We start from the raw sequence: 26,048 nt of genomic DNA, 5'->3' as shown, positions 1-26,048 counted from the left end.
CCATTGAGTGGAAGGTCTATCTGCCCTTTGCTGACATTGCAGGGCAAGCCATCCATGAAACGCGTAGAACTCGACAAGAACCTGAAGGTGAATCCGCCAGCGCTCGAAGGCCTCAGGCTCGCTGGATTGAATGTGGCGGTGATCGGCGGCACCGGCGGCATTGGCCGGGCGTTCAGCCGCCAATTGGCGGCCAAGGGGGCGCGTGTCCTCGTCGTCGGCCAGACGTTCCGCGATCAGAACGTGCCGGGCATCGCATTCATGCAGGCCGATCTGAGCCTGATGCGAGAAGCCAGGCGGATCGGCCGTGAGCTTCCCGCCGAGACGCTCGACATCGTCGTCTTCACGACCGGCATCATGGCGGGGCCCAGGCGTGAGGTGACGGCGGAAGGCATCGAACGCGATCTTGCCGTCAGCTATCTGAGCCGCTTCGTCATCCTGAACGCGATCGCCTCTCGTCTTGGAAGGGACAGGGCCACGGCCACATTCAAGTCTCGGATATTCGTCATGGGATTCCCCGGGACGGAGCAGAGGGCCGATGTCGCCGATCTGAATTCGGAGCGGCGCTACAAGCGGTTCGCAGCCCACTCGAACACCGTGGCGGGCAACGAAGTGCTCGTCCTCGAGGCCGCCAGGCGCTTTGCCGATGTCGATGTGTTCGGCCTTAATCCCGGCTTCGTGAAGACCGATATTCGCGCCAATCTGTTCGGGTCGCGTGCGCTCGTCTCGCTGATCAACTGGCTGACCAGCTTCATGATGGTCGAGCCGGACGCCTATGCCGAGCGACTGGTGCCGCTCCTGGTGTCGCCTGATCTCAACGGCCGCAGCGGTGTCATGCTCAACAACAAGGCTGAGGCGATCCTGCCGAGCCCTTCGTCTGCGGAGCGATCCTATGCGACGGCGCTCATGGATGCCTCCGATCGATTGATCGCCCGTCTGGCGCCGTGAGGCCGCGCCTCGACGCTCAACTGGAATAGAGCAGGCCGACGACGGCGATGACGATCATCCCGGCGCCGACAGCGTCCAGCCGCATCGCGAGCCGCGTTGCGGCGTGCATGCTGGAGGCCCGCGCCTTGCGCTCCGATCCGCGCGCGTAGCCGTGCACGATGACGTCGTGATTGAAATTGTCGTGGGCCTCGTTGCTGCTGGCCAGCCCGACGCAGACCACCAGCACGCCGAAGATGGCGAGGCCGAAAAAGCCGAGCAGGGCGATCAGGAACATCGGAAACATGCCGAGCAGGAAGATCGGCAGCAGCGGCACCAGCAGCAATGTCTCGGACTGTCGTCGCATGGGAGCCGGACCGGTCAGGACGGGGCTGATCGGTGAAATCTAGTCCTGGCTGTGGCGGCATTCAAGGAGCCGTAGGGTGGGCAAAGGCGCGAAGCGCCGTGCCCACCGCGTCGCTTGCGGCATATTCCAAGGTGGTGGGCACGCTTCGCTTTGCCCACCCTACGGGACCGCGGAGAAAACTACTCCGCCCCGATCCCCGCACGGATCTCGGCGCGGAACTCGTCGATCAGCTTGAGACCCTTCTTGGTCTCGACATGCCAGAAGGTCCAGCCGTTGCAGGCTTGCGCCCCTTGCGCCACGGCGCCGATGCGGTGGATCGAGCCGACCTTGTCGCCCAGCATGATGGCGCCGTCGGCGCGCACGAGTGCGCCGAGCTTCTTCTTGGCGTCGAACAGCTTCGTGCCGGGCATGATCATGCCGCGCTCGATCAGCTCGGAGAACGCGACCCGCGGCGCTTCGCGCGCGGTCATGAACGGAGCGAGGCTTTCCTCCGGCAGCGGCTCGACCGCGGCGATGCGCGCTTCGGCGGCCTTCGCGTAGGTCTTGTCGCGCTCGAAGCCGATATAGGAGCGGCCGAGACGTTTTGCGACCGCGCCGGTGGTGCCGGTGCCGTTGAAGGGATCGATCACGAGATCGCCGGGTTTCGACGACGACAGCAGCACGCGCGCGAGCAGGCCTTCCGGCTTCTGCGTCGGATGCACTTTCTTGCCGTCGGCGCCCTTGAGGCGCTCCTCGCCGGTGCAGAGCGGGATCAGCCAATCGGACCGTGCCTGCACGTCCTCGTTGGCGGCCTTCAGTGCCTCGTAGTTGAACGTGTAGCCCTTGGCCTTCTCGTCGCGCGCGGCCCAGATCATGGTCTCGTGCGCGTTGGTGAAGCGGCGGCCGCGGAAATTCGGCATCGGGTTCGACTTGCGCCAGACGATGTCGTTCAGGAGCCAGAAGCCGAGGTCCTGCATGATCGCGCCGACGCGGAAGATGTTGTGATAGGAGCCGATCACCCAGATCGTCGCCGACGGCTTCATCGCGCGGCGGGCGGCAAGCAGCCAGGCGCGGGTGAAATCGTCATAGGCGGAGAACGAATCGAACTTGTCCCAGTCGTCGTTGACGGCATCGACATGGGATTCGTCGGGGCGCTTCAGATCGCCCTTGAGCTGGAGATTGTAGGGCGGATCGGCGAACACGAGGTCGACCGAACCGGCCTGAAGCTTCGACATCTCGGCGACGCAATCACCGAGGATGATGCTGTGCGAAGCGGACTCAAAATTTGTGCGGGGCGCCCTTGCAGACGCCCCGCGACGCGACACTACCATGACTCAAGAACTCTGACTCAGGCGACGCTGTCGGCGACGCGGGACCAAACAACCGACTGACCGTTACAATGGAGCGGCAAAGTAAAAATCGACTTAACCCGCCGCTTTGGTGAGCAGCCCTCGCATCACGCATTGTGCGCGTTTCGCTCTGCGCATTCGTCGTGTTTTCCAGTGTATTTCGTATTTCTTCGCGTTGCGGGAGCAGTCAGGTCGCCAAATTTCTCTCGGAAAAAATTGCACGACCCCGGAAAAAATTGCTGGCATCGGCATGCTGTCGCACTAGGCAATAATTGCCGAGCGGGATATTGATTAACGCATTGGAAATTTTACGTGTGTGGCGCGTTGAGCTTTCGCGCTTATGCGCCCAAATGACGCCAATTGAGGACTGAGGGAAACCCGCCATGCGTTATGATGATTTCCGCCGCAGCGACGACATTGAGGATCGCCGCGACGGCGGTGGCGGCATGGGCGGCGGCGGAGGCGGGTTCGGCCTGCCGATGGGCGGCGGCGGTCTGGGCATCGGCACCATCATCGTGCTCGGCCTGGTCGGTTATGCCTTCGGCATCGATCCGCGCATCCTGATCGGCGGCGCCGAGATCCTCACCGGCGGCGGCCAGGCGCCTTCCTACCAGACCGATCGTCAGTCGACCTCCGCCAAGCGCGGCGCGCCGACCGACGAGATGGGCAGCATGATCTCCGGCATCCTCGGCGAGATCGACGACCGCTGGAGCGAAATCTTCCAGGCCAGCGGCCAGTCCTACACCGGTCCGAAGGTCGTGCTGTTCCGCAACGTCACCAATGGCGGCCGCTGCGGCCGGGCAGAGTCGGCGATGGGGCCGTTCTACTGTCCGCCGGATCGTACCATCTTCCTAGACACCAGTTTCTTCCGCGAGGTCGAGACGCGCTTCCGCGGCTGCTCCGGCAAGTCCGCCTGCAACTTCACCACCGCCTACATCATCGCGCATGAGGCCGGCCATCACATCCAGAACCTGCTCGGCATCATTCCGCGCGTGACGCGGCTGCAGCAGCAGGCCGGCAGCAAGGCCGAGGCCAATGCGCTCCAGGTGAAGGTCGAATTGCAGGCCGATTGCCTGTCCGGCGTCTGGGTCAATCGCGAGTCGAAAAAGCGTCCGAACTTCCTCGAGCCCGGCGACATCGACGCCGCGTTGACCACGGCGAGCGCGATCGGTGATGACACGCTGCAACGCCAGGCCACGGGACGCGTCGTGCCCGATTCCTTCACGCACGGCTCGGCGGCGCAACGCAAGCAGTGGTTCATGACCGGCTACCAGCAAGGGACCGTCCAGGCCTGCAACACGTTCGGCAGCGGGTCGTAGTCGCCAGGACTTCGTGCCCCAGACGCAGCGCAGCGCTTCTTCAGCGGTGCGCTGCAGAGCCGGGGCCCACAATGCCGGTCTCTCAGCTCTGGGTCCCGGCTCTGCGACGCACCGCTGACGCGCTGCATCGCGTCCGGGACACGAGAGGAAGGACCAATGGCCTCGATCGACGAGTCAAAACAATTCATCCCGCTCAACATCGCGGTGCTCACCGTCTCTGACACGCGCGCGCTCGCCGACGACAAGTCCGGCCAGACGCTGGCCGACCGCCTCACCGCGGCGGGCCATCATCTCGCCGCGCGCGAGATCGTCACCGACGACGTCGAGGCGATCCGCGCCGTCGTCCGCCGCTGGATTGCCGATGCCGGCATCGACGTCGTCATCACCACCGGCGGCACCGGTTTTACCGGACGCGACGTCACGCCGGAGGCGATCGAGCCACTGTTCGAGAAGCGCATGGACGGCTTCTCGATCGCCTTCCACATGCTCAGCCACGCCAAGATCGGCACGTCGACGATCCAGAGCCGCGCCACCGCCGGCGTCGCCGGCGCCACCTACATCTTCTGCCTGCCGGGCTCACCCGGCGCCTGTCGCGACGGCTGGGACGGCATCCTCGCGGCCCAGCTCGACTACCGCACGCGTCCCTGCAATTTCGTCGAGATCATGCCGCGCCTGGACGAGCATCTGCGAAGGGCAAAGGCGCAGGGCGCGACGGTGTGAGTGCGTTGCTTTGACGCTGCTTTGCTGAGCTAGGCGCGGACCTCTTCCCTTCTCCCCTTGTGGGAGAGGGTGGCTCGCCGCGGAGCGGCGAGACGGGTGAGGGGTCTCCATCCGCACGGACCGCTCGGAGACATACCCCTCACCCAAGCGAGTTCGTATCTACTGGCGTCGCTGCCCTCTCCCGCAAGGGGCGAGGGCACAATCATGCGCATCGCGCCCGCTGCGACAGCGATAGCGACTAGCTCTTCCGCCGCAGCGAGCCCCACACCACGCGCCACATAGTCCGGCACGCTTCCGCGTGCAGCCGTCGTGCGCGGCGCTTGTAGAGATCGACGAGCTCTCCCGTGATGAGCGCGTGCCGCCGCATCAGAGATCGCGCTCCCAGGTTTCGCCGGTGAGGTTCTGGCCAAAGCTGCGATGCGGCTCGGTGGCGGTCAGCTTGAAGCCGGCATCCTGATAGATTTTTCGCGCGGCGACCAAATTGCTCTGCGTCCACAGCGTCATCCGCCGATAGCCGCAGGCGCGGGCAAAGGAGACGCATTCGGCGACCAGCCGTTGGCCTAGCCCCTGTCCGCGTGCGGCCGGATCGAGCAGCAACAGGCGCAGCTTGGCGACGTCGTCGCTGGCCTTGACCAGAAATACCGAGCCGACCGGCCGGCCCTCGATGTCGGCGATCCAGCAGCGCTCGCGCGAGGCATCGTAGGAGGTCATGTATTTGGCGACGATCTCGGCCACCAGCGCCTCGAAGCCGGAGTCGAAACCGTATTCGCTGGCGTAGAGCGCGCCGTGGCTCTGCACCACCCAGCCCATGTCGCCCGGGCGGGGCTCGCGCAGGGTCGCGCGCGGGGATGGCGTCCGCGGCATAGCGAGCAGCCGCTCGATCGTCTCCATCGCACCGGTGAGCTTGCTGCGCTCCTCATCCGGCAGCGGCCGCAGCATCGCGGCGACGTCGTCCTGGGACGAGCGTTCGAGCCTGGCGAACGCCTGGCGGCCCTTCGCGGTCAGGCTCAACTGAACCTGCCGGCGGTCGCTCGGAAGCGGCTTGCGCGCGATCAGGCCGCTCTCGTCGAAGTTCTGCACGATGCGACTGAGATAGCCGGCGTCGAGCCCGAGCGCGATGCCGATCTCCTTGGCCGACTGCTCGCCACCATGGGCCAGCTCGTAGAGCACGCGCGCCTCGCTCAGCGAGAACGGGCTCTTCAGGAGCTGCTGGTCGAGCACGCCGAGCTTCTGGGTGTAGAAGCGGTTGAAGGCGCGAACCGCCTGGACCTGGTCGTCAGCGACCTGTTCGGTCGAAGCGGGGCAGGATGGCGACGGGCTGGATGACGAAAGGGCAGATGGCATGGGTCACCTCGATAATTGCCATTGTCAAACAATTATTTGACTTTGGCAAGTATTAGATCGGTGACGTCAGCCGACCATGACGATCCGGCTGCGCAGCATGGTCCGGGACGAGCGGCCGAGCCGCCGGAGCAGCCGCGCCTCGGAACGGCGGGCCTGGGGCGGGTAGCCGCCGATCCGGTCGTAATGATCGCGCGCGATCAAGAGTCCCTGATCGCCGAGGGGGCCGACCAGTTTGCGCACCACGGCCCAGAGGACGTCGCGAAACCCGGTATCGGCATAAGGCGACCGTGTGTAGCGGAACACCGCCGCGCGATCCCTGCCGCTGGTCGAGACAGCCTGGATGAACTGGGTGGTTTCCTCGATCCAGCCGGTCTCCAGCACGGCGCCGGCCGGGAGGAACATCAGCCAGGGCGAACGGGCCTGGAGCGCGCCGGCGGCAAGCGCGGCGCCCTGCGAGGATCCCTCGAAGCCGATGAAACGGCAGCCTGCAACGTCCGCCACGCGCTCGATGACGCCGTTGCGGGTGCCGTCGACCAGCAGCACTTCGCGGATGACGCCCGCGGCGGCGCCGGGCACCAGCGCGGCGAGGGTTGCGACCGCCGTCTGCTCGACGCCTTCGGTCGGTATGATGACGCTCAGCATGATTGAGGCTTCGATGTCTGCACTTCGGGAGAAGCGTAGCTTGTTATGAATGTGTCATAAACACGCGGCGTCGCCGAGTGCAACTTTTCGCCGGTGTTCCGGCATGCGATGGTAGATCGCCGCCGGTCTATCGCAGCCGAATATGTCGTGCGCGGGGTGGCCCTGTTGCCGAATGTTTCCGCGAATGTCGTTTCCGTGAGCTTCAAACGGGGGCTTTCTCTGCCGATATGATCGGGGCGAGGACGGCACGTTCCGCAAGGCTGCACCGGCAGTCTGACACAAACCTTGTGACGGGAAAAACGTGCAACGCTCGCCGCGCAAAGTGAGATAGTCCAGTGAACGCCGATCAACTTCCCGTTGGCACCACGCCAACATCGCCGAAGCCGGAGGCCGCGCCGACCCTGCGGATCCGCGCCGTGATGCTGGGCGAACGCATCAATCCGTCCGGGCTCGAGCTTGGCGCACCTGTCTCCTCGACGCCTGCTGCCTTCCGCGTCCATGCCGGGCTCGTCGTGATCTTCCGCTACGGCGTCGTGGTGCTGATCGGCCTCCTCCCTTCGGAGGAGAAGGTGCTGATCGACAGCCTGAAACCGCGGGTGACCGGCGAGCTCAGCCCTTTTGAAGAGGAGATCGCACAGGCGCAGCTCTGCAAGGATGAGAACGCCGAGGCGATCCAGCCCGGCGGGCCGATCTGCCTCGCCAAATTCTCCGACGATCGGCTGCTGATCGTTGCGGACGCGCTCGCCAAGAGCACCTCGCTCGCCCGCGACGAGCGCCGCGTCGCCGCGGTTTTCGACGTGATCGAGCCCTTCGCGCGGGGGCTCGCCGAGCAGGGCCGCACGCCGCCCCGGCGCAAGGGCATCCTGCAACTGATCGGCAATGCGCTTCTGGTCCAGCAGCGCGTCGCCGGCCGTGTCGCGGTGGCCGAGAAACCGGACGTGCTCTGGGAGAAGCCCGAGCTCGACCGCCTCTATGCCCGTCTCGAAGACGAGTACGAATTGAAGGAGCGCCTTGACACGCTTGAGCGCAAGCTCACCGCGGTCTCGGAAACCGCCAACGCGCTGACCGACATCATCGACACCCAGCGCTCGCTGCGTCTGGAAATCGCAGTCGTGGTGCTGATCGTGATCGAGGTCGTGATCGGGTGCATCCAGATCCTGTCGGGCACGCATTAGACCGGCCTGAGATCGGCCTGCACGCCACTGTGCGGGCGGGGAACCGTCGTTCATGTAGATGAACGTTGATCCAAATCAAAGGCACGAAGCTCCAGCGCACGAGACTTCGATCGGACCCGCGGTCAACGCGATGTGCAGCTGTCCGCGGCTTCCTCCCTCGAAGAAGGAGTACGCTGATGTTGCGTCAAGCTCTCATCGCTTCGGCAGCCGCAGCTATGCTGCTTGTCGCCTTCACTCCCGATGACGCATCTGCCCGCGGCGGTCGCGGCGGCGCCATGCGCGCAGGAGGTTTCCACGGCGGTGCCGTGCGGGCAGGAGGCTACCGCGGGGGCGCGGTCGCGGCGCGTGGATATCGGGGCGGTGCTGTCGCCGTGCGCGGCGGGCGTTACGGCTATCGGGGCGCTTATGCAGGGTATCGCGGATATCGTTACGGCGTCGGTGCGGCGGCAGTGGGGGCCGCGGCGATCGGCGCAGCTGCGACGGGGGCCTACTACCGCAGCGGCTGCGGCTATGACGCTTACGGAAACTATGTTTGCCCGGGCGGGTACTCTCCGTACTGAGCGGAGCGACGTAGTTGGCCCATGGTGCTCGAAGCGCTGGCGAAATCGTTTGCTTTGCGCACCATGGTCATTTCGACAGTGGCGCAGCAGCGCTGCGACAAGTCATGGCCCGACAAGTCATGGCCCGAGAAGTCATGGCCCGCTGAAATTCTCCCACGGGGGAGAAGGGAAAGATGCAGCGGTCGACCGGGCTTTCATTTCACTCGCAGCACAGCCGCGCAATGCCGAGCGATCGTCAGCTCCTCATTCGTCGGAATGACGAACACATTGACGGTGCTGCCACTGCTGCTGATCCGCTCGCGTGCCGCGTCATTCGCACCCGCGTCAATATGCACGCCGAGCCACCCGAGCCGCTCACCAATCGCGGTGCGGATTTCCTTCGCATGCTCGCCGATGCCGCCGGTGAAGACCAGACAGTCCAGCCCGCCCAGCGTGGTCGCCATCACCGCGACCTGCTGCGCCGCACGGAAGGTGAAGAGCTCGACCGCCTGCCGCGCCGCCGCCTCACGGCTCGCCAGCAGCGTGCGCATGTCGGCAGAGATGCCGGAGACGCCGAGCAGGCCTGACTCGTGATAGAGCAGGTGCTGGACATCCTCGACCGGCATCCTCTCGTGCTGTTGCAGATAGAGCAGCACGCCGGGATCGATCGTGCCGCTCCGGGTGCCCATCACGAGGCCATCGAGCGGCGTCAGCCCCATCGTGGTGTCGACGCTGCGGCCATCGCGCAAGGCGCACAGGCTGGCGCCATTGCCGAGATGCGCGATGATGGTGCGCTTGGCAATGAACTGCGGCGCGATTTTCGCGAGGCGCCCCGCGACATATTCGAACGAGAGGCCGTGAAAGCCGTAGCGCCGGATACCGCGCTCTTCATAGCGCCGCGGGATGGCGAAGCGGCTCGCGGGTGGAGCCATGCTGTGATGGAAGGCCGTATCGAAACAGGCGATCTGCGTCAGTTCAGGCCGGATCGTGCTGATGATGCCGACAGGTTCAAGGCAGCGCGGCTGGTGCAGCGGCGCCAGTGGCGTCAGTGCGTCCAGCTTTGCGTAGACGTCGTCAGTCAGCTCAACCGGGCCCGAATAATCCGGCCCGCCATGAACGATGCGGTGACCGACGGCGCGCAGGCGGTGGTCGGCAAAACGCTCCTCGATGAAGCCGAGCACGTCCGCGAACAGATGGCCGCTGTCCGCATCGGATGCTTCCCTCTGCGTCTCGAAAAGGTCTCCGCCCGCGGGGCTTTTCACCACGAGCCGCGGCTTCGCCTCTTGCTCGTCGAGCAGGCCCTTGCAGAGCAGGGCAGGCTCGGCCGCCGCGATGTCGAACAGGCCGAACTTGATGCTCGACGAGCCCGAGTTGAGGACGAGGACCGACACCGTCATGACGTCAACCCGTCTTGCCCGGCCAGACCCAGTCGCGGATTTCAGGCATGTCCTCGCCGTGTTCGCGCACATAGTGCGAATGTTCGATCAGTTTGTCGCGGAACTGCTGTTGCACCTGCGCGGCCCTGGTCGCCAGACCCGGCACGCGCGCGATCGCCTCGATCGCGAGGTGATAGCGGTCGAGCCCGTTGAGCACGACCATGTCGAACGGCGTCGTCGTGGTGCCTTCCTCGGCAAAGCCGCGCACATGCATTCCGGCATGGTTGGTGCGGTTATAGGTGAGACGGTGGATGAGATAGGGATAGCCGTGATAGGCGAAGACCACGGGCTTGTCTGATGTGAACAGGCTGTCGAAATCGCGGTCGGACAGGCCGTGCGGGTGCTGGTCTTTCGGCTGCAGCGTCATGAGGTCGACGACGTTGACGACGCGGATCTTCAGGTCGGGCAGCGCCTTGCGCAGCAGATCGACGGCGGCGAGCGTCTCCAGTGTCGGCACGTCGCCGGCGCAGGCCATCACGACGTCGGGCTCGCCATCCGCATCCTCCGTGCCGGCCCAGGTCCAGATGCCGATGCCGGCATCGCAATGCGTGGCGGCGTCCTGCATCGATAGCCATTGCGGGGCTGGCTGCTTGCCGGCAACGATCACGTTGATGCGGTCATAGGTGCGCAGGCAGTGATCGGCGATCCACAACAGCGTGTTGGCATCGGGCGGGAAGTAGATGCGGACGATGTCGGCCTTCTTGTTGGCGACGAGATCGACGAAGCCGGGATCCTGATGGCTGAAGCCGTTATGGTCCTGCCGCCAGACATGCGAGGTCAGGAGATAGTTCAGCGAGGCGATCGGTCGCCGCCAGGGCAGATGCCGCGTCACCTTCAGCCATTTGGCGTGCTGGTTGAACATGGAATCGACGATGTGGATGAAGGCCTCGTAGCAGGAGAACAAGCCGTGGCGGCCGGTGAGCAGATAACCCTCGAGCCAGCCCTGGCAGAGATGCTCGCTCAAAACCTCCATCACGCGGCCGTCTTGGGCGAGATGCACGTCGTAAGGCTCCGTCGGCTCCATCCAGACCCGTTCGGTCGCCTCGAACACGGCGTCGAGCCGGTTTGACGCGGTCTCGTCCGGACCCATGATGCGGAAGTTGCGCGCCTCGGCGTTGAGGCGGATGACGTCGCGCAAAAATTTGCCGAGCTCACGCGTCGCTTCGCCGGTGACGCCGCCGGGCTGCGGCACGTCCAACGCAAAACTGCGGAAGTCCGGCAGCTTCAACTCCTTCTTCAACAGGCCGCCATTGGCGTGCGGATTGGCGCCCATGCGCCTGTTACCTTCGGGCGCCAGAGCCTGGAGCTCGGGAATAAGCGCGCCGCTGCCGTCGAACAGCTTCTCGGGCTCGTAGCTGCGCATCCAGTCTTCGAGGATTTTCAGATGCGCCGGGTTCTCGCGACAGCCCGCAACGGGAACCTGATGTGCGCGCCAAAAGCCCTCGACCTTCTTGCCGTCGACCTCCTTCGGGCCGGTCCAGCCCTTCGGGCTGCGCAGCACGATCATCGGCCAGCGCGGCCGCTCGACGCTCTTGCGGCCGTCGCGGGCATGCTGCTGGATCGAGCGGATGCTGGCGAGCGCGACGTCGAGCGCATCCGCCATGGCCTGGTGCATCAATTCGGGATCGTCGCCCTCGACGAACAGCGGCTCGTGGCCGAACCCGCGGAACAGGTCGCGGATCTCCGCGTCGCGCATCCGTCCGAGCACGGACGGGTTCGCGATCTTGTAACCGTTGAGGTGCAGGATCGGCAGCACGGCGCCGTCATGGGCGGGATTCAGGAACTTGTTTGAGTGCCAGGACGCCGCGAGCGGGCCGGTTTCCGCCTCGCCATCGCCGACGACGCAGGCGACGATCAGGTCGGGATTGTCGAATGCGGCGCCATAGGCATGCACCAGCGCGTAGCCGAGCTCGCCGCCTTCGTGGATCGAGCCCGGCGTTTCCGGCGCCGCGTGGCTCGGAATGCCGCCGGGGAAGGAGAACTGCCTGAAAAGTTTTCGCAATCCGTCCGTATCGCGCGCGACGTCAGGATAGATCTCGCTGTAGCTGCCTTCGAGATAGGTGTTGGCCACCATGCCCGGGCCGCCGTGGCCGGGACCGCAGATATAGAGCACGCTGACATCGAGCGCGCGGATGACGCGGTTGAGATGGGCGTAGATGAAGTTCAAACCGGGCGTCGTGCCCCAATGTCCGAGCAAGCGCGGCTTGATGTGCTCCGGCCGCAACGGCTCGCGCAGCAGCGGATTGTCGAGCAGATAGATTTGCCCGACGGAGAGGTAGTTCGCGGCGCGCCAATAGCGATCGAGCAGATCGAGCTCGCTGCTCCCTGAGGCCGATTGTCGTTGATTTGTCATGTTCCTGCTGACTTTCACCCAGCGATCGTCACCAACTTTGTTCCGGTGCGATTGATCCCTGTCCGGCATCGAACAGGATCGCCGCGACCGGTGTGTTGCGTGAGGTCAAAGGACCGCGCCCGAAATTTGGGCGGCTACTGTGCATGGGGTTGTTTTTCAGTTTTTTGTTTGTGTTCTTGATTTGTTCCTTTGGCGTGCTATCTTGGCTTCATGAGTCCAGCATCCTCTCATGCTCTCAAGCACCCGCCGGTCACGGCGCCCTCCGAGCCGGCGGGTGCGGACTCTGATTTTCCCGAACTGGCGGTCGCCATCGACAAACAGCGCAGGCGAGGGCGGGGCGCCCAGTCCAATGCCAGCGGCCGCTTCGAGGCCGAGGCCCGCGTCGCCTTCGACGATGGCTGGCAGAGCCTGGAGGAGCTGCCGCCGTTCAAGACCACCGTTGGCGTCGACACCTCGCGCAAGGTGATCACCCGCAACGAATCCCCCGATATCGGCTTCGACCGCTCGATCAATCCCTATCGCGGCTGCGAGCACGGCTGTGTCTATTGCTTCGCGCGGCCGACGCACGCCTATCTCGGCCTGTCGCCGGGGCTCGACTTCGAGTCAAAGCTGTTTGCCAAGCCCGAGGCGCCTTCGCTGCTCGAGAAGGAGCTGGCCGCGACCGGCTACGAGCCGCGGATGATCGCGATCGGGACCAATACCGATCCGTATCAGCCGATCGAGCGCGAGCGTAAGATCATGCGCGGCATTCTCGAAGTGCTGGAGCGCGCCGGCCATCCGGTCGGCATCGTCACCAAGTCGGCGCTGGTCGTGCGCGACATCGACATTCTCGCGCGGATGGCCAAGCGCAACCTCGCCAAGGTCGCGATCTCGGTCACCTCGCTCGATCCAAAACTCGCGCGGACCATGGAGCCGCGCGCGGCGACGCCGCCGAAGCGGCTGGAGGCGCTGAAGCAGCTCTCGGAGGCCGGCATTCCGACCACCGTGATGGTCGCGCCCGTGATCCCCGCGCTGAACGATTCCGAGATCGAGCGCATTCTCGATGCCGCCGCCCATGCCGGCGTCAAGGAAGCCTCCTATGTGCTGCTGCGGCTGCCGCTGGAGGTGCGTGATCTCTTCCGCGAATGGCTGATGGCCAACTATCCGGACCGCTACCGCCACGTCTTCACCCTGATCCGCGACATGCGCGGCGGCCGCGATTACGACGCGAAATGGGGTGAGCGGATGAAGGGCACCGGACCGATGGCCTGGACCATCGGCCGCCGCTTCGAGATCGCCTGCGACAGGCTTGGGCTGAACAAGCGGCGCTCCAAGCTGACGACGGATCACTTTGCGAGGCCGAAGCGGAACGGCGATCAGCTCAGCCTGTTCTGACCGGGAAGCGAAAGAGGCGTAGCATGAGCCAGGAACTTGCCGCGCCGGTGCCGCGGCTCACCGTCATCACACTGGGTGTGAGCGACATTCGCGCCAGCATCGCCTTCTATGACGCGCTCGGCTTCTCGCGTCGGCTGAAGGGGACCGGCGAGGCCGTCGCCTTCTATGATACCGGTGGTCCGGTGCTGGCCCTGTTTCACTGGGATAAGCTCGCGGCCGATGCCAAGTTGCCGGACAATCCGAGGCCCGCGACCTTCCGCGGCATCACGCTCGCCTGGAACTGCGCCACGCGCGGCGAGGTCGATGCGGTTCTGGCCTTCGCCGTCGGCAAGGGCGCGGCACTGCTGAAAGCGGCGCATGAGACCGACTACGGCGGTTATTCCGGCTATTTCGCCGACCCCGACAGCCATCCCTGGGAGGTCGTGGTCGCGCCGGGCATCGAGGTCGGTGAGGACCGGCGGGTGCATCTGGCAGAGTAGGCGGCTGGTCTGAATAACGGGAATTGTCCGGGGTTCCCGGTTGCGCCGGCCGGGCCGCTTGCGCACGATCCCGGCCATGATTCGGGACAAGTCGACCAGGAAGCCGACCAAAGACGCGCCAGAGAAGGGCGCGTCGAAGAAGAATGCCGCCAAGAAGGCAGCGCTTGCGAAGGCGGCCAAGGGGGCGGCCGGTAGGCAGCGCGCCATCATCGCCGTCGCCTCGCCGAGCTTCCGCCGCGAGCGCGCGCTGATCAAGCGTGGCATCTGGCCGGTTGCCGGCTGCGACGAGGCCGGCCGCGGGCCTCTGGCTGGTCCCGTGGTGGCGGCCGCCGTGATTCTCGATCCCGACCGCATTCCGCGCGGCATTGACGATTCCAAGCGCCTGACGGCCGAGGAACGGGAAAGACTGTTCGACAAGATCTGCGCCACCGCGCAGGTGTCGGTCGCCGTCGCCTCGCGCTCCCGGATCGACCGCGACAACATCCTGCGTGCCTCGCTGTGGGCGTTGAAGCGCGCCGTGGTGGCGCTGCCCGACACGCCGCGTCATGTGTTTGTCGACGGCCGCGATCGGCTCGACACCGCCTGCGACTGCGAGGCCGTGATCGGCGGCGACGGCATCGTCCTGTCGATCGCCGCCGCCTCGATCATCGCCAAGGTAACGCGCGACCGGCTGATGTGCGCGCTGGCGCAGGACTGCCCCGGCTACGGTTTCGAGCAGCACAAGGGCTACGCCGTTCCCGAGCACCTCGACGCGCTCGACCGCCTCGGCCCCACCGTCCACCACCGCAGCTTCTTCGCCCCCGTCGCCGCCGCCCGCGCCAAGCACATGCCCTGGACGGTCGAGCCGGTGCGGGACTTGTTTGCGGTGACCGAGATGGACGTGCAGGTGGAAGCAAGCGTTGAAATTGATGCGCCAGCGGGCCTCTAGGGCAGACGGTCGTTGCCACAACGCGCAGCGCCCTTTATCAAAACAGATGTGAGCGAATAGGGCCGGCTGGACGGGTTGGCTGCATCTTTCGGACGTTGTATGCGGTTTACCTCCCTGGTCATCGAGCTCATTCGCGCCCGGCCGCGGCTGATCGTGTGGATCGCCGTGCTGCTCCAGGCCGCGATGTGGCTGTTCGTGGCGCTGGTGTTCTATCGCAGCCCGCCCGGCACCCTCGCGACCCTGCTCGCCTTCGGGCGCGAGTACCAGGTCGGTACTGATCTGGGCCCGCCGCTCCCGGTCTGGCTCGCCGACATCGCCTATCGCGCCGCCGGCGGCCACATGTTCGGCGTCTATGTCCTCGCCCAGCTCTGCGAGGTCGCGACCTTCATCGCGCTCTATCATCTCTCCCGCGCCGTGGTCGGCTCACAGCAGGCGGTGCTCGCCGTGCTGCTGACCATGACGGTGCTGGCCTTCTCCTCGCCGGCGCTCGACTTTGGCCCGCTGGTGCTGGCGCGGCCGCTCTGGGCGCTGCTGCTGTTGCATTCCTGGCAGATCATCGGCCAGCGCCGCGGCAATGCCTGGTTCGCCTGGTCGATCGAGGCGGGCCTCTTGCTGCTGACGACGCCCGCGGCGATCTTCCTTCTCCTCCTGCTCGTCGTCTTCGCGATCTCGACCGCCGGCGGACGCCGGACGCTACGCGCGCTCGATCCGCTGTTCGCGCTGATCGTCGTCGCCGTGCTGGCGCTGCCCTATGCGGTCTGGCTGATGCGCGCCGAGACGCTTGTCATGCCGACCCTGCCTGAAGTCGCCGCGCTGAACGCCCGCGCGCTGCACGCGGCCTGGCTGCTCGGCGGGCTCGTGCTTGGCGCGGCGGCGATCCCGGCGCTGACCTTTCTCAATAGCGGCCTGTTCGTCGCCAAGGGCGAGGAAGCGCCGATCATCTACCGGCCGCCGGTCGAGCCGCTCGCGCACAACTTCGTCTATTTCTTCGCGCTGGCGCCTGCGCTCGGCGCGGTCCTGATCTCCGGGCTGCTCGGGCTCGATGCCGTCGTCGGCGGTGCCGGTGTCGTACTGGTCATGTCGGGACTTGCCGTGGTCGTGACGGCCGGGGACCTCATCGCGATGCGCCGCGCGCGGGTGCTGCGGACGGTGTGGGCTGCCGCCGTCCTGGCGCCCGCAGCCGGCGTCGTGCTCGCCGTGCTGTTTCTGCCCTTGACCGGCGCCAACGAGATTGCGACCTCGATGCCGGCGCGCGCGATCTCGGATTTCTTCGACGAGAGCTTTGCCCGCCGCACCAATCATCGCCTGCGCGCGGTCGCCGGCGAGACCCAGCTCGCGAGCCTGATCACGCTGCATTCCGGCCGGCCGCATCTCTTCATCGATGCTCAGCCCGCGCGCACGCCGTGGATCAATCAGGCCAAATTCAGCGAGACCGGCGGCGTCGTGGTCTGGCGCGCCTCCGACACCGCCGGCACCCCGCCGCCGGAAATCCTCGCGCGCTTTCCCGGCATCGTTCCGGAAGTGCCGCGCGCGTTCGAATGGCTGGTGACTGGCCGCCAGCAGTTGCTGCGCATCGGCTGGGCCATCGTACGGCCGAAGGGGACGTAGCGACAAACGCTGAAATCGTAGGGTGGGCAAAGGCGCAAAGCGCCGTGCCCACCATCAAGTCTATCCGTCGTCGACCTAGTGATGGTGGGCACGCTTCGCTTTGCCCACCCTACGACAGCTCGCTATCCCGCCAGCACCTTCGCGATCGCGCGCAGATCCTGCCAGGCCAGCCGCTTGTACGACGGTGAGCGCAAGAGATAGGCCGGGTGGAACGTCGGCAGCGCGCGGATGGTGCGCCCACCCGTCTCGTAGTCGAACCAGCGGCCGCGGGTGCGCATGATGCCCTCGCGCGTCGACAGCAGCGTCTGCGTTGAGGGATTGCCGAGCGTCACCAGCACGTCGGGATTCACCAGCTCGATCTGGCGCTGGATGAAGGGCAGGCAGATCTGCGTTTCCTGCGGCGTCGGCGTGCGGTTGCCGGGCGGCCGCCAGGGAATCACGTTGGCGATGTAGGCGGTGGTGCGGTTGAGCCCGATCGCGCCGATCATGAGGTCGAGCAGCTTGCCGCTCCGCCCGACGAAGGGCAGCCCCTCGATGTCCTCGTCGCGGCCCGGCGCCTCGCCGACGAACATGATGCGCGCCTGCGGATTGCCGTCGGCGAACACCAGCCGCGTCGCGGTATGCTTCAGCGCGCAGCCTTCAAAATTCTGCATCAGCTCGCGCAGTGCCTCGAGCGTCGGCGCGGTACGCGCGGCCTCGCGTGCGGAGGCGATCGCAATGTCCGGCGCAGGTGCGGCCTCGCCGCGCATCACCGCGGGCGCGGCAACAGGCCGTGGTGCCTCGACCGGAGGTGCGGCGCGCGGGGCCGGCGGCGGAGCATCCAATTCCGCCAGGCGGTCGACAGGTTCCTCCGCGAGCGCGCAATCGACCCCGGCCTCCAGATAGAAGGCGAGAAGCTCTCGGACGGTGGGTGCGGGCTCGGGGATCATTTGGAAAGTCAGACTTTTACTATATCAGTTTGGGGTGCCTTGCATCCCAGTGGAACGCATTTCCGTGGTTGTCCTACCCGGAAAAATCGGAAACAAGGGGGCGCAAATGACGAGGAACCGTCTCAAGGGCTGAGATCAGATGAGCACCGAAGAACTTCCCCCGCGCGAATCCATGGAATTCGACGTCGTCATCGTCGGCGCCGGCCCGTCTGGCCTGGCGGCCGCGATCCGGCTGAAGCAGCTCAATGCCGATCTCAACGTCGTCGTGGTGGAGAAGGGCTCCGAGGTCGGTGCGCACATTCTCTCCGGCGCCGTGATCGATCCGGCCGGGCTCGACAAGCTGATCCCGGACTGGCGCGAGGATTCCGACTGTCCGCTGAAGACGCAGGTGAAGGACGACCGCTTCTACTGGATGACGGGAGGCGGCGCGATCAAGCTGCCGAACTTCATCATGCCGCCGCTGATGGACAATCATCACTGCTATATCGGCTCGCTCGGCAATGTCTGCCGCTGGCTGGCGCGCAAGGCCGAGGCGCTTGGCGTCGAGATCTATCCGGGCTTTGCCGCCGCTGAGGTGCTCTATGACGAGCAGGGCGCGGTGAAGGGCATCGCCACAGGCGACATGGGCATCGGCCGCGATGGCAAGCCGAAGGACTCCTTTACCCGCGGCATGGAACTGCTCGGCAAGTACACTCTGTTCGCCGAGGGCGCGCGCGGCAGCCTGACCAAGCAGCTGATCGCGAAGTTTGCACTGGATTCCAAGAGCGAGCCGGCGAAGTTCGGCATCGGCCTCAAGGAAGTCTGGCAGATCGATCCCGCCAAGCACCAGAAGGGCATGATCCAGCATTCGTTCGGCTGGCCGCTCGACCTGAAGACCGGCGGCGGCTCGTTCCTTTATCACTATGACGACAATCTCGTCGCCGTCGGCTTCGTCGTGCATCTCAACTACGACGATCCGTATCTGTCGCCGTTCGACGAGTTCCAGCGCTTCAAAACCCATCCCTCGATCCGCGGCACCTTCGAGGGCGCCAAGCGGCTCGCCTATGGCGCGCGCGCCATCACCGAAGGTGGCTATCAGTCGGTGCCGAAGCTGAGCTTCCCCGGCGGCGCGCTGGTCGGTTGTGCGGCGGGCTTCGTCAACGTGCCTCGCATCAAGGGCGTGCACAATGCGATGGGCACCGGCATGCTCGCCGCAGAGCATGTCGCGGCCGCGCTCGCTGCCGATCGCGCCAATGACGAGATCGTCGACTACGAGAACGCCTGGCGGTCCTCGGCGGTCGGCAAGGACCTGTTCCTGGTCCGCAACGTCAAGCCGCTATGGTCGAAGTTCGGCACCGTGCTCGGCGTCGCGCTCGGTGGCTTCGACATGTGGTGCAACACGCTGTTCGGTGGCTCGCTGTTCGGCACGCAGTCGCATGCGAAGCCCGATCGCGCCACGCTTGATCCGGCGAAGAGCCACGCGCCGAAGAACTACCCGAAGCCGGACGGCAAGATCTCGTTCGACAAGCTCTCGTCGGTGTTCCTGTCCAACACCAATCATGAGGAGGACCAGCCGGTCCATCTCAAGGTCGCCGACATGAACCTGCAGAAGACCTCGGAGCACGACGTCTTCGCCGGTCCCTCGAATCGCTATTGCCCGGCCGGGGTCTATGAGTGGGTCGAGGAAGGCGCGAGCCCGCGCTTCCAGATCAATGCCCAGAACTGCGTCCACTGCAAAACCTGCGACGTGAAGGACCCCAACGGCAACATCACCTGGGTTCCCCCGGAGGGCGGCGGCGGTCCGAACTACGAGGCCATGTAAGCTAGGCCATGCAAGCCGGGATCATTGGACCAAAGCGATCGAGCCGGGGCCAATGTGACGTGCCCCCGGCATTGTGACGCACGTTCGCGTGAGAACCGGCCCGGGGTAGCGGTCCGCGGCCACGATAAGGCCATACTGGCAGCGTCTTGGGGCGTAGTCGGCCGATTTGGGGCGTGCGGAGGGGATCGCATGCCCGAATCCTTGCGGTGAAGCGCCAAAAGCGGCATTGTCGGCCCGACGGTTCCGGGTCCCCATGCCACCGGCCGCGTTCGCATGCGATACGGCCTACTGCTGCAAACCCAGGCACTACAACTCAAGGCGAGCCCCTGATGTTCTCAAATCGTTTCAACCGCTGGACTGTTGCCGCCATCGCCCTCATGGGCACAGCGATCGCGACGGTCCCCGGCGCGGTCCTGGCGCAGACGCCGGACCATCCGTCCGACACGGCGGCGCAATTCCCGACCCGGAACGATCTGAAGTCGCTGACGACCTCCGGCAGCTATCTCGCCGCCCGCCACGCCAGCGTCGAGCGCGACGCGGCCTCGGCCGCCGCATTCTACCGCTCGGCGCTCCGCACCGATCCCAAGAACAACGAGCTGCTCGATCGCGCCTTCATCTCGTCGGTTGCCGACGGTGACATCGACGAGGCGGTCAAGCTCGCCGAGCGCGTCCTGACCATCGACAAGACCAACCGCGTCGCGCGTCTCGTCGTCGGGGTGCACGATCTCAAGATGAAGAAATACGCGACCGCGCAAACCAACATCAACCAGTCGATCCGCGGTCCGATCACCGATCTCGTCGCCACGCTGCTGTCGGGCTGGGCCGCCTATGGCGCGGGCGATGCCAAGGGCGGCGTCGCCACCATCGACAAGCTCGCCGGTCCGGAATGGTATCCGCTGTTCAAGGACCTCCATGCCGGCATGATCCTCGAGCTCTCCGGCAAGGAGAAGGACGCCGGCGTCCGCTTCGAGCGCGCCTACAAGCTCGACGATTCCATGCTGCGCGTCACCGAGGCCTATGCCCGCTGGCTGTCGCGCAACAAGGATTCCGCGGCCGCGACCACCGTCTACCTGGCTTTCGACAAGAAGCTCGCCCGCCATCCGCTGATCGTGGAAGGTCTGCGCGACACCAAGGCCGGCAAGAAGATGCCGCCGCTGGCCGACTCCGCGCAAGCTGGTGCCGCCGAAGCGCTCTACGGCATCGGTGCCACGCTGACCCGCCGCGGCGGCGAGGATCTGGCGCTGGTCTATCTTCAGCTCGCGCTCTATCTCCAGCCGACCCATCCGCTGGCGCTGCTCTCGCTCGCCGATCTCTATGAATCGGTGAAGCGGCCGCAGATGGCGATCAAGGTTTATGAGCGGGTGCCCGCGACCTCGCCGTTGAAGCGCAACGCGCAGATCCAGCTCGCCATCGATCTGGATTCCGCCGACCGCACCGACGAGGCGATCAAGATCCTCAAGGGCGTCACATCGGACGATTCCAAGGATCTCGAAGCCATCATGGCGCTCGGCAATATCGAGCGCGGCCGCAAGAAGTTCGGCGATTGCGGCGCGACCTATTCGCGGGGCATCGACGTGCTGCCGGCCGGCAACGACAAGGCCAACAGCGTCTGGTATTATTATCGCGGCATTTGCGAGGAGCGCTCCAAGGAGTGGAGCAAGGCCGAAGCCGACATGAAGAAGGCGCTCGAGCTCCAGCCCGACCAGCCGCATGTCCTCAACTATCTCGGCTATTCCTGGATCGACCAGGGCGTGAATCTCGACGAAGGCATGAAGATGATCAAGCGTGCCGTCGAGCAGCGTCCCGACGACGGCTACATCGTCGACTCCCTCGGCTGGGCCTATTACCGCATCGGCAATTACGAAGAGGCGGTGAAGAACCTCGAGCGCGCGATCGACCTCAAGCCCGAGGATCCCACCATCAACGATCACCTTGGTGATGCCTATTGGCGCGTCGGCCGTACGCTGGAAGCGAAATTCCAGTGGGCCCACGCCCGCGATCTCAAGCCCGAGCCGGAGGAGCTTCCGAAGATCGAGGCCAAGATCGCCAACGGTATGACCGACGATTCGAACTCTTCGGCCGCGCAGGCGGACAAGAAGAAGGACGACGGCAAGGGCGGCTAAGAGCGCGTTTGGGGGCTGATCGCCAATGTCGGCGTTGATTGAAGAAGGGCGCGCGAAGGTCAATCTGAGCCTTCGCGTCGTCGGCCGTCGTGCCGACGGCTATCATGATCTCGAAAGCGTGGTCGCGTTTGCCGACTGCGCGGACCAGCTGACGCTGGAGCCGGGCGGCGAGCTGAAGCTCGTCACCACCGGGCCGCTGGCCGCGGCCTGCGGCGATACCGCGGACAATCTCGTGGTCAAGGCGGCCAGGCTCCTGGCCGAGGCCGTGCCGAACCTGAAGCTCGGGGCCTTCGCGCTCGACAAGGTGCTTCCCGTCGCGGCCGGCATCGGCGGCGGCTCGGCCGATGCCGCGGCGGCACTGCGGCTGCTCGCACGTCTCAACAATCTCTCGCTCGACGATCCGCGCCTGCAGAAGGTTGCGCTCGCCACCGGCGCCGACGTGCCGGTGTGCCTGTTCTCGCGCGCCTGCGACATGACCGGCGTCGGCGAGCAGCTCCTGCCGCTGGCGCTGCCGAGCATGCCCTGCGTGATGGTCAATCCGCGCGTGCCTGTTGCCACCAAGGACGTGTTCCAGGCGCTGGGCCTGCGCAACGGCGAACTCTTGGTCGGCGCAACGTCCGTTCTCGACGCTCCGGCGTGGCCCGAAGAGGGTGAGTCGATCGCCGATTGGGTCGACGTTCTCGAAACCGTGGCCAACGATCTCGAAGCCCCTGCGCTGCGCATCGAGCCTGTGATCGGCGAGGTGCTGGAAGCCTTGCGTGACTCCGCCGGCGTCAAGCTGGCCCGCATGTCCGGCTCCGGCGCGACTTGCTTTGCGATCTATGGCGCAGCGAGCGATGCGCATGCCGGCGCGGAAAAGATCCGGCGCACCCACCCCGGTTGGTGGGTGCATGCGGGGACGTTGAGCTAGGTTTTTCCGGGCTACGATTCTGCCGTAGGGTGGGCAATGCGAAGCGTGCCCACCAAACTTATTCTCGCAATCTGGCTGCGTGGTGGGCACGGCGCCTTGCGCCTTTGCCCACGCTACGGCAGTGGAGCTAGCCGCCGTCTTCGGCGAGCCCGAGAAACCGCCGGATCTCACTCAACACCTCTTGCGGCTTGTCATGCTGTAGCCAGTGCCCCGCGCCGGCGATGGTCTCGATGCGTGCCTGCGGGAAATAGCGCTCCAGGCCTGCGGCCCTGGCACCCGCGAGAAAACTTTCTCCGGCATTCAGCAGCAGCGTCGGACTTGTGATGCGCGACCACAGCGCGACGTGATCGTCCGGCCAGAGCCGGTGCGGCGCAGAGGCGCGCTGGTAGGGATCGAACTTCCAGCTATAGGTGCCGTCCTCATTCCGCCGCGAGCCGTGCGTTGCAAGATGCAGCGCGAGGTCGCGGGCGAGGCGCTTGTTGTGAAGCACCATCTGCGCGGCCGCGTCTTCGAGGGTCGCATAGCGGCGCGGCGTGCGGTCGTGCAGCCTGTCGAGCTGGCTGACCCATTTGCTGATGCGCTCATGCGTCGGCGCTTTGGGGGTGTCCGGCAACATGGTGACGCCGTCGAGGACGACGAGCTTCGTGACCAGCTCTGGGAACGACCCCGAAAAGATCAGGCTCACCATGCCGCCCATGGAATGACCAATGAGAGTCACTTGAGGCGCTGCGATGCTGCGAATGAGCTGGGCGAGGTCGTAGACATACTCGGTCAGCGCGTAGCTGCCGCCCTTGGTCCAGTCGGAATCGCCATGGCCGCGCAGATCGGGCGCGAGCACGTGAAAGTGCGGCTGAAGCGAGCGGGCGATGGCGTCCCAGCTCCGGCAATGATCGCGGCCGCCATGGACCAGGATGGCGACGGGCGCGCCGTGATTGCCCCAATCGGCATAGTGCAGCCGCAGGCCGTGGGACTCGTATGTGCGACTTTGCGGGGCAAGCATCGGGCGCCGATCCTTCGAAATGCCGGACGAGATAGCAGCACGACTGGAGTAGCCTGCTGCCGCCCATTCCACAAGCAAGCCGCAGGTCACGGGCGCTTCGGCGGCGAGCTCGTGCCGCCTAGGCGGCGCATGGCGCGTCGGCGCTGCCGGGTCTTGCGCATCTTCGCGTCGTGACAGCGACGCGCGGTGCGCGACAACGACCTTGTCAGGAGGCGATAACGCGACCAGGACATCATCCTCATCGAACTCTCCATCGCAACAACCATGGGTGAGCCGCGAGCGATGGGTCGTTCGAATTCCACGCGTTACATCTTGGTCATTACGGGTTGGAAAGTGTTTCGGGGCGATGGCGACAATGTTGCGCGCACGCCGTCATCGCGAGCCGATCGCTTCATCGAAATCGTTCATCGGTATTAAACCTGCGTAAGGCGCCGAACGCAGGACGCACTCATCGCCTCCAACGGATGTTAGGAGGTGAACATCATGAAACTTGTATCTGCGTTTGTCGGCCTTGCCGCACTTGGCGGGGTCACGCTGTCGAGCGGGGCTGCGTCAGCAGCACCGATCGAGGTGCCGACCGGCTATGTCTGCAATGAATGGGGCCATTGCTGGCAACGCCACTACCATGGAGGCTACTACCATCCGCACTACTGGGGTGGTTACGGCTGGCACCATCATTGGGGTGACGGCTGGCGCTGGCATCATTGGGCTCGCTGGCACCGCTGGCATCATTGGCACCACTGGTGAAATCTGAGAAAGGGGCTGCGGCCCCTTTCTTTTTTCGGTGGATGCCCGTCGGGAATGACGCGAGCTAGCCCTGCACCGGCCGCCGCGCCAGCGCGAGCGAGAGGCCAAGGCCGGCGATGAAGACGCCCGAGCCCTGCGTGAGACGCCGCATCAGATGTGGCCTGCCAATCAGCTGCGTGCGCGTTGCAGTTGCCATCAGCACGACGACGACATCGGCGAGCGTGTTCAGGATCACCGAGATCGCGCCGAGCACGATGAATTGCAGCGTGGGGCTCGATCCCGCGGGATCGAGGAACTGCGGAATGAAGGCGAGGAAGAATGCGGCGGTCTTCGGGTTCAGCGCCTCGACCAGCACGCCGTCGCGGAACGCGCGCCTGTCGCCGACGGGCTCGTTCTCCAGCGAGAGCGCGCGGCCGGCGCTGCGGAAGGTCTTGATGCCGAGCCAGACCAGATAGAGCGCGCCGATGAATTTCACGACGGCAAACAGCTCCGCACTGGCAAGGATGATCGCGGAGACGCCGAGGCTGCCCGCGACGACATGAACCAGCCCGCCCAGCGCGGTGCCCGCGGTTGACGCAAAGCCGCTGGCGCGTCCTTCGGACAAGGTCCGTGCCGCGACGTAGAAGATGCCGGGGCCGGGAACGGCGGCAATGAGACACGCTGCGGCCAGGAACAGCCAGAAATTCGTTTCGATCATCCCGGTTTGGTAACGAAGCGTGCCGCGATTACAAGGCCTCTCGTTCAGCCCATCCGGCGGAAGATCACGCTGGCATTCACCCCGCCGAAGCCAAATCCGTTGGAGATGGCGTTGAGCATCGGCATCGGCCGCGCGCTGCCTGCGACGATGTCGATGCCATCAGCGCCGGGATCTGCGTTTTCGAAATTGCGCGTCGGCGGCGCGACCTGGTCGCGCAAGGCGAGGACGGTGAAGATCGCCTCGAGTCCGCCGGCAGCGCCGAGCAGATGGCCGGTGGCCGATTTCGTCGCGCTCACCGCGATGTTCCGGTTGCGGCCGAACAGCGCGGCGATCGCGCCGAGCTCGCTTTCGTCGCCGGCCGGCGTCGACGTCGCATGCGCGTTCAAATGTTGCAAATCCGCGGGCGCAAGCTTCGCCTGGCGGAGCGCGATCTCCATGGCACGGCGGGCGCCGTCGCCATCGGGCGGGCCCGACGTCATGTGATAGGCGTCCGCCGTCGTGCCGTAGCCCACGATTTCCGCAATCGGGGAGGCGCCGCGCGCCAGTGCATGCTCCAGCTCCTCGATCACCAGGATGCCCGCGCCTTCGCCCATGACAAAGCCGTCGCGGTCGCGATCGAACGGGCGCGAGGCGCGCGCGGGCTCGTCGTTGAATCCGCTCGACAGTGCGCGGGCCGCGGCAAAGCCGCCGATGCTGACGATATCGATGCAGGCCTCCGCGCCGCCGCAGATCGCGACATCGGCTTCGCCTGCACGGATCATGCGCGCGGCATCGCCGATCGCCTGGACGCCGGCGGCACAGGCCGTGACCGGTGTGCCCAGCGCGCCCTTGTAGCCGTATTTGATCGAGACGTGGCCGGCGGCGAGATTGGCGAGAAACGAGGGGATGGTGAAGGGCGAGAGCCGGCGCGCGCCGCGCTGCTCGGTGATGCGCACCGCCTCCGCCATTGCCGGGAAGCCGCCGACGCCGGAAGCGATGATCGTCGCGGTTCTCTCCAATGTCGCCGCGTCCTGCGGCGTCCATCTGGCCTGCGCGACCGCTTCTGCGGTGGCGAGCAGGGCGAACAGGATGAAGCGGTCCATCTTGCGCTGGTCTTTTGGCGCGGCAGCTTGCGCGGGGTCGAAGCCGCCTTCGGCATCGTCGGCCTTGTCGGGCACGAGACCGGCAATGCGCGCGGGCAGTGCCTGCGACCATTCCGGCAGAGGGCGCAGCCCACTCTGGCCGGCGAGCAGCCGGCGCCAGGACAGTTCAACACCGCAGCCGAGCGGCGACACCGCTCCCATTCCCGTCACGACGATACGACGCATG

General features: G+C 65.6%; 24 protein-coding genes. 13 read left to right on the top strand and 11 right to left on the bottom strand.

Annotation, left to right across the window (positions count from 1 at the left end; translation table 11 throughout):
• The first annotated feature begins 54 nt into the window (after positions 1-54).
• Positions 55-945, top strand: a complete 891-nt coding sequence (locus tag AB7290_RS33880) for an SDR family NAD(P)-dependent oxidoreductase (protein WP_085402538.1) — start codon at positions 55-57, stop codon at positions 943-945.
• Between the two features lie 16 nt (positions 946-961).
• On the opposite strand, the gene AB7290_RS33875 is transcribed toward AB7290_RS33880, so the two are convergent.
• The gene (locus AB7290_RS33875) at positions 962-1,288 is read right to left on the bottom strand and encodes a hypothetical protein (RefSeq protein WP_028158214.1); all 327 of its coding nucleotides are present in this window, start codon (positions 1,286-1,288) and stop codon (positions 962-964) included.
• A gap of 179 nt (positions 1,289-1,467) precedes the next feature.
• The gene (locus AB7290_RS33870) at positions 1,468-2,598 is read right to left on the bottom strand and encodes a site-specific DNA-methyltransferase (protein WP_071916153.1); all 1,131 of its coding nucleotides are present in this window, start codon (positions 2,596-2,598) and stop codon (positions 1,468-1,470) included.
• A 401-nt stretch (positions 2,599-2,999) separates the two neighbouring features.
• Between AB7290_RS33870 and ypfJ the strand changes: the two genes are divergently transcribed.
• Positions 3,000-3,935 (top strand): KPN_02809 family neutral zinc metallopeptidase, encoded by a 936-nt coding sequence (ypfJ, locus tag AB7290_RS33865; protein ID WP_063985124.1) that lies wholly within the window; start codon positions 3,000-3,002, stop codon positions 3,933-3,935.
• Positions 3,936-4,091: 156 nt separating this feature from the next.
• Positions 4,092-4,655, top strand: coding sequence for a molybdenum cofactor biosynthesis protein B (gene moaB / locus AB7290_RS33860; RefSeq protein ID WP_085402539.1), 564 nt, complete (start codon positions 4,092-4,094; stop codon positions 4,653-4,655).
• 238 nt (positions 4,656-4,893) lie between these two features.
• On the opposite strand, the gene AB7290_RS33855 is transcribed toward moaB, so the two are convergent.
• The 3 genes from AB7290_RS33855 to AB7290_RS33845 form a co-directional block, all read right to left on the bottom strand.
• Complete coding sequence (locus AB7290_RS33855; RefSeq protein WP_275552127.1) at positions 4,894-5,022, bottom strand: hypothetical protein; 129 nt, start codon at positions 5,020-5,022, stop codon at positions 4,894-4,896.
• Complete coding sequence (locus AB7290_RS33850; RefSeq protein ID WP_085402540.1) at positions 5,022-5,999, bottom strand: bifunctional helix-turn-helix transcriptional regulator/GNAT family N-acetyltransferase; 978 nt, start codon at positions 5,997-5,999, stop codon at positions 5,022-5,024. Before AB7290_RS33850 ends, AB7290_RS33855 begins: the two co-directional genes overlap by 1 nt.
• Positions 6,000-6,065: 66 nt before the next feature.
• Entirely contained in the window at positions 6,066-6,641 is a 576-nt protein-coding gene (locus AB7290_RS33845) for a glycosyl transferase (protein ID WP_085402541.1), read from the bottom strand.
• A 335-nt stretch (positions 6,642-6,976) separates the two neighbouring features.
• On the opposite strand from AB7290_RS33845, the gene AB7290_RS33840 reads away from it, so the two are divergent.
• On the top strand, positions 6,977-7,816 hold the full coding sequence (locus AB7290_RS33840) for an RMD1 family protein (RefSeq protein ID WP_085402542.1): 840 nt from the start codon (positions 6,977-6,979) through the stop codon (positions 7,814-7,816).
• 176 nt (positions 7,817-7,992) lie between these two features.
• The gene (locus AB7290_RS33835) at positions 7,993-8,376 is read left to right on the top strand and encodes a hypothetical protein (RefSeq protein WP_071916148.1); all 384 of its coding nucleotides are present in this window, start codon (positions 7,993-7,995) and stop codon (positions 8,374-8,376) included.
• A gap of 194 nt (positions 8,377-8,570) precedes the next feature.
• Here AB7290_RS33835 and AB7290_RS33830 read toward each other — a convergent pair whose 3' ends face one another.
• The gene (locus tag AB7290_RS33830; RefSeq protein WP_135215914.1) at positions 8,571-9,752 is read right to left on the bottom strand and encodes an acetate/propionate family kinase; all 1,182 of its coding nucleotides are present in this window, start codon (positions 9,750-9,752) and stop codon (positions 8,571-8,573) included.
• Positions 9,753-9,756: 4 nt separating this feature from the next.
• Positions 9,757-12,144 carry a phosphoketolase family protein gene (locus AB7290_RS33825; RefSeq protein ID WP_167768195.1) on the bottom strand — a complete coding sequence of 796 codons (2,388 nt, stop codon included), beginning with the start codon at positions 12,142-12,144 and terminating at the stop codon, positions 9,757-9,759.
• A 210-nt stretch (positions 12,145-12,354) separates the two neighbouring features.
• On the opposite strand from AB7290_RS33825, the gene AB7290_RS33820 reads away from it, so the two are divergent.
• The 4 genes from AB7290_RS33820 (at position 12,355) to AB7290_RS33805 (ending at position 16,533) form a co-directional block, all read left to right on the top strand.
• A complete protein-coding gene (locus AB7290_RS33820) occupies positions 12,355-13,518 on the top strand; it encodes a PA0069 family radical SAM protein (protein WP_085402545.1) in 1,164 nt (387 codons plus the stop codon).
• A 23-nt stretch (positions 13,519-13,541) separates the two neighbouring features.
• The gene (locus AB7290_RS33815; RefSeq protein ID WP_085402546.1) at positions 13,542-13,997 is read left to right on the top strand and encodes a VOC family protein; all 456 of its coding nucleotides are present in this window, start codon (positions 13,542-13,544) and stop codon (positions 13,995-13,997) included.
• A 76-nt stretch (positions 13,998-14,073) separates the two neighbouring features.
• The gene (locus tag AB7290_RS33810) at positions 14,074-14,925 is read left to right on the top strand and encodes a ribonuclease HII (RefSeq protein WP_085402590.1); all 852 of its coding nucleotides are present in this window, start codon (positions 14,074-14,076) and stop codon (positions 14,923-14,925) included.
• 99 nt (positions 14,926-15,024) lie between these two features.
• Positions 15,025-16,533 (top strand): glycosyltransferase family 39 protein, encoded by a 1,509-nt coding sequence (locus AB7290_RS33805; protein WP_085402547.1) that lies wholly within the window; start codon positions 15,025-15,027, stop codon positions 16,531-16,533.
• Between the two features lie 122 nt (positions 16,534-16,655).
• Here AB7290_RS33805 and AB7290_RS33800 read toward each other — a convergent pair whose 3' ends face one another.
• A complete protein-coding gene (locus AB7290_RS33800; RefSeq protein ID WP_071916142.1) occupies positions 16,656-17,462 on the bottom strand; it encodes a uracil-DNA glycosylase in 807 nt (268 codons plus the stop codon).
• A gap of 139 nt (positions 17,463-17,601) precedes the next feature.
• Between AB7290_RS33800 and AB7290_RS33795 the strand changes: the two genes are divergently transcribed.
• From AB7290_RS33795 to AB7290_RS33785, 3 genes are all read left to right on the top strand, one after another.
• A complete protein-coding gene (locus AB7290_RS33795; RefSeq protein WP_085402548.1) occupies positions 17,602-19,263 on the top strand; it encodes an electron transfer flavoprotein-ubiquinone oxidoreductase in 1,662 nt (553 codons plus the stop codon).
• A 329-nt stretch (positions 19,264-19,592) separates the two neighbouring features.
• Entirely contained in the window at positions 19,593-21,386 is a 1,794-nt protein-coding gene (locus AB7290_RS33790) for a tetratricopeptide repeat protein (protein WP_094184200.1), read from the top strand.
• 25 nt (positions 21,387-21,411) lie between these two features.
• Positions 21,412-22,296, top strand: coding sequence for a 4-(cytidine 5'-diphospho)-2-C-methyl-D-erythritol kinase (locus tag AB7290_RS33785; RefSeq protein ID WP_085402549.1), 885 nt, complete (start codon positions 21,412-21,414; stop codon positions 22,294-22,296).
• Positions 22,297-22,423: 127 nt separating this feature from the next.
• Here AB7290_RS33785 and AB7290_RS33780 read toward each other — a convergent pair whose 3' ends face one another.
• Positions 22,424-23,296: an alpha/beta fold hydrolase gene (locus AB7290_RS33780; RefSeq protein ID WP_085402550.1), complete on the bottom strand. Its 873-nt coding sequence runs from the start codon at positions 23,294-23,296 to the stop codon at positions 22,424-22,426.
• Positions 23,297-23,779: 483 nt separating this feature from the next.
• Here AB7290_RS33780 and AB7290_RS33775 point away from each other — a divergent pair, with 483 nt between their 5' ends.
• Entirely contained in the window at positions 23,780-24,043 is a 264-nt protein-coding gene (locus tag AB7290_RS33775; protein ID WP_085402592.1) for a hypothetical protein, read from the top strand.
• A gap of 64 nt (positions 24,044-24,107) precedes the next feature.
• Here the strand turns inward: AB7290_RS33775 and AB7290_RS33770 are convergent, their stop codons facing one another.
• Positions 24,108-24,740 (bottom strand): LysE family translocator, encoded by a 633-nt coding sequence (locus tag AB7290_RS33770; protein ID WP_135215917.1) that lies wholly within the window; start codon positions 24,738-24,740, stop codon positions 24,108-24,110.
• A gap of 44 nt (positions 24,741-24,784) precedes the next feature.
• Positions 24,785-26,047, bottom strand: coding sequence for a beta-ketoacyl-ACP synthase II (gene fabF / locus AB7290_RS33765; RefSeq protein ID WP_135215918.1), 1,263 nt, complete (start codon positions 26,045-26,047; stop codon positions 24,785-24,787).
• Position 26,048 lies beyond the last annotated feature (1 nt).

Source organism: Bradyrhizobium sp. 613_E4_N2_2 (genome assembly GCF_052075995.1).
In the GTDB taxonomy this organism is placed as follows: domain Bacteria; phylum Pseudomonadota; class Alphaproteobacteria; order Rhizobiales; family Xanthobacteraceae; genus Bradyrhizobium; species Bradyrhizobium barranii.
Note: the sequence above shows the minus strand (reverse complement) of the source record. Positions and strands in the feature narration are given on the sequence as shown.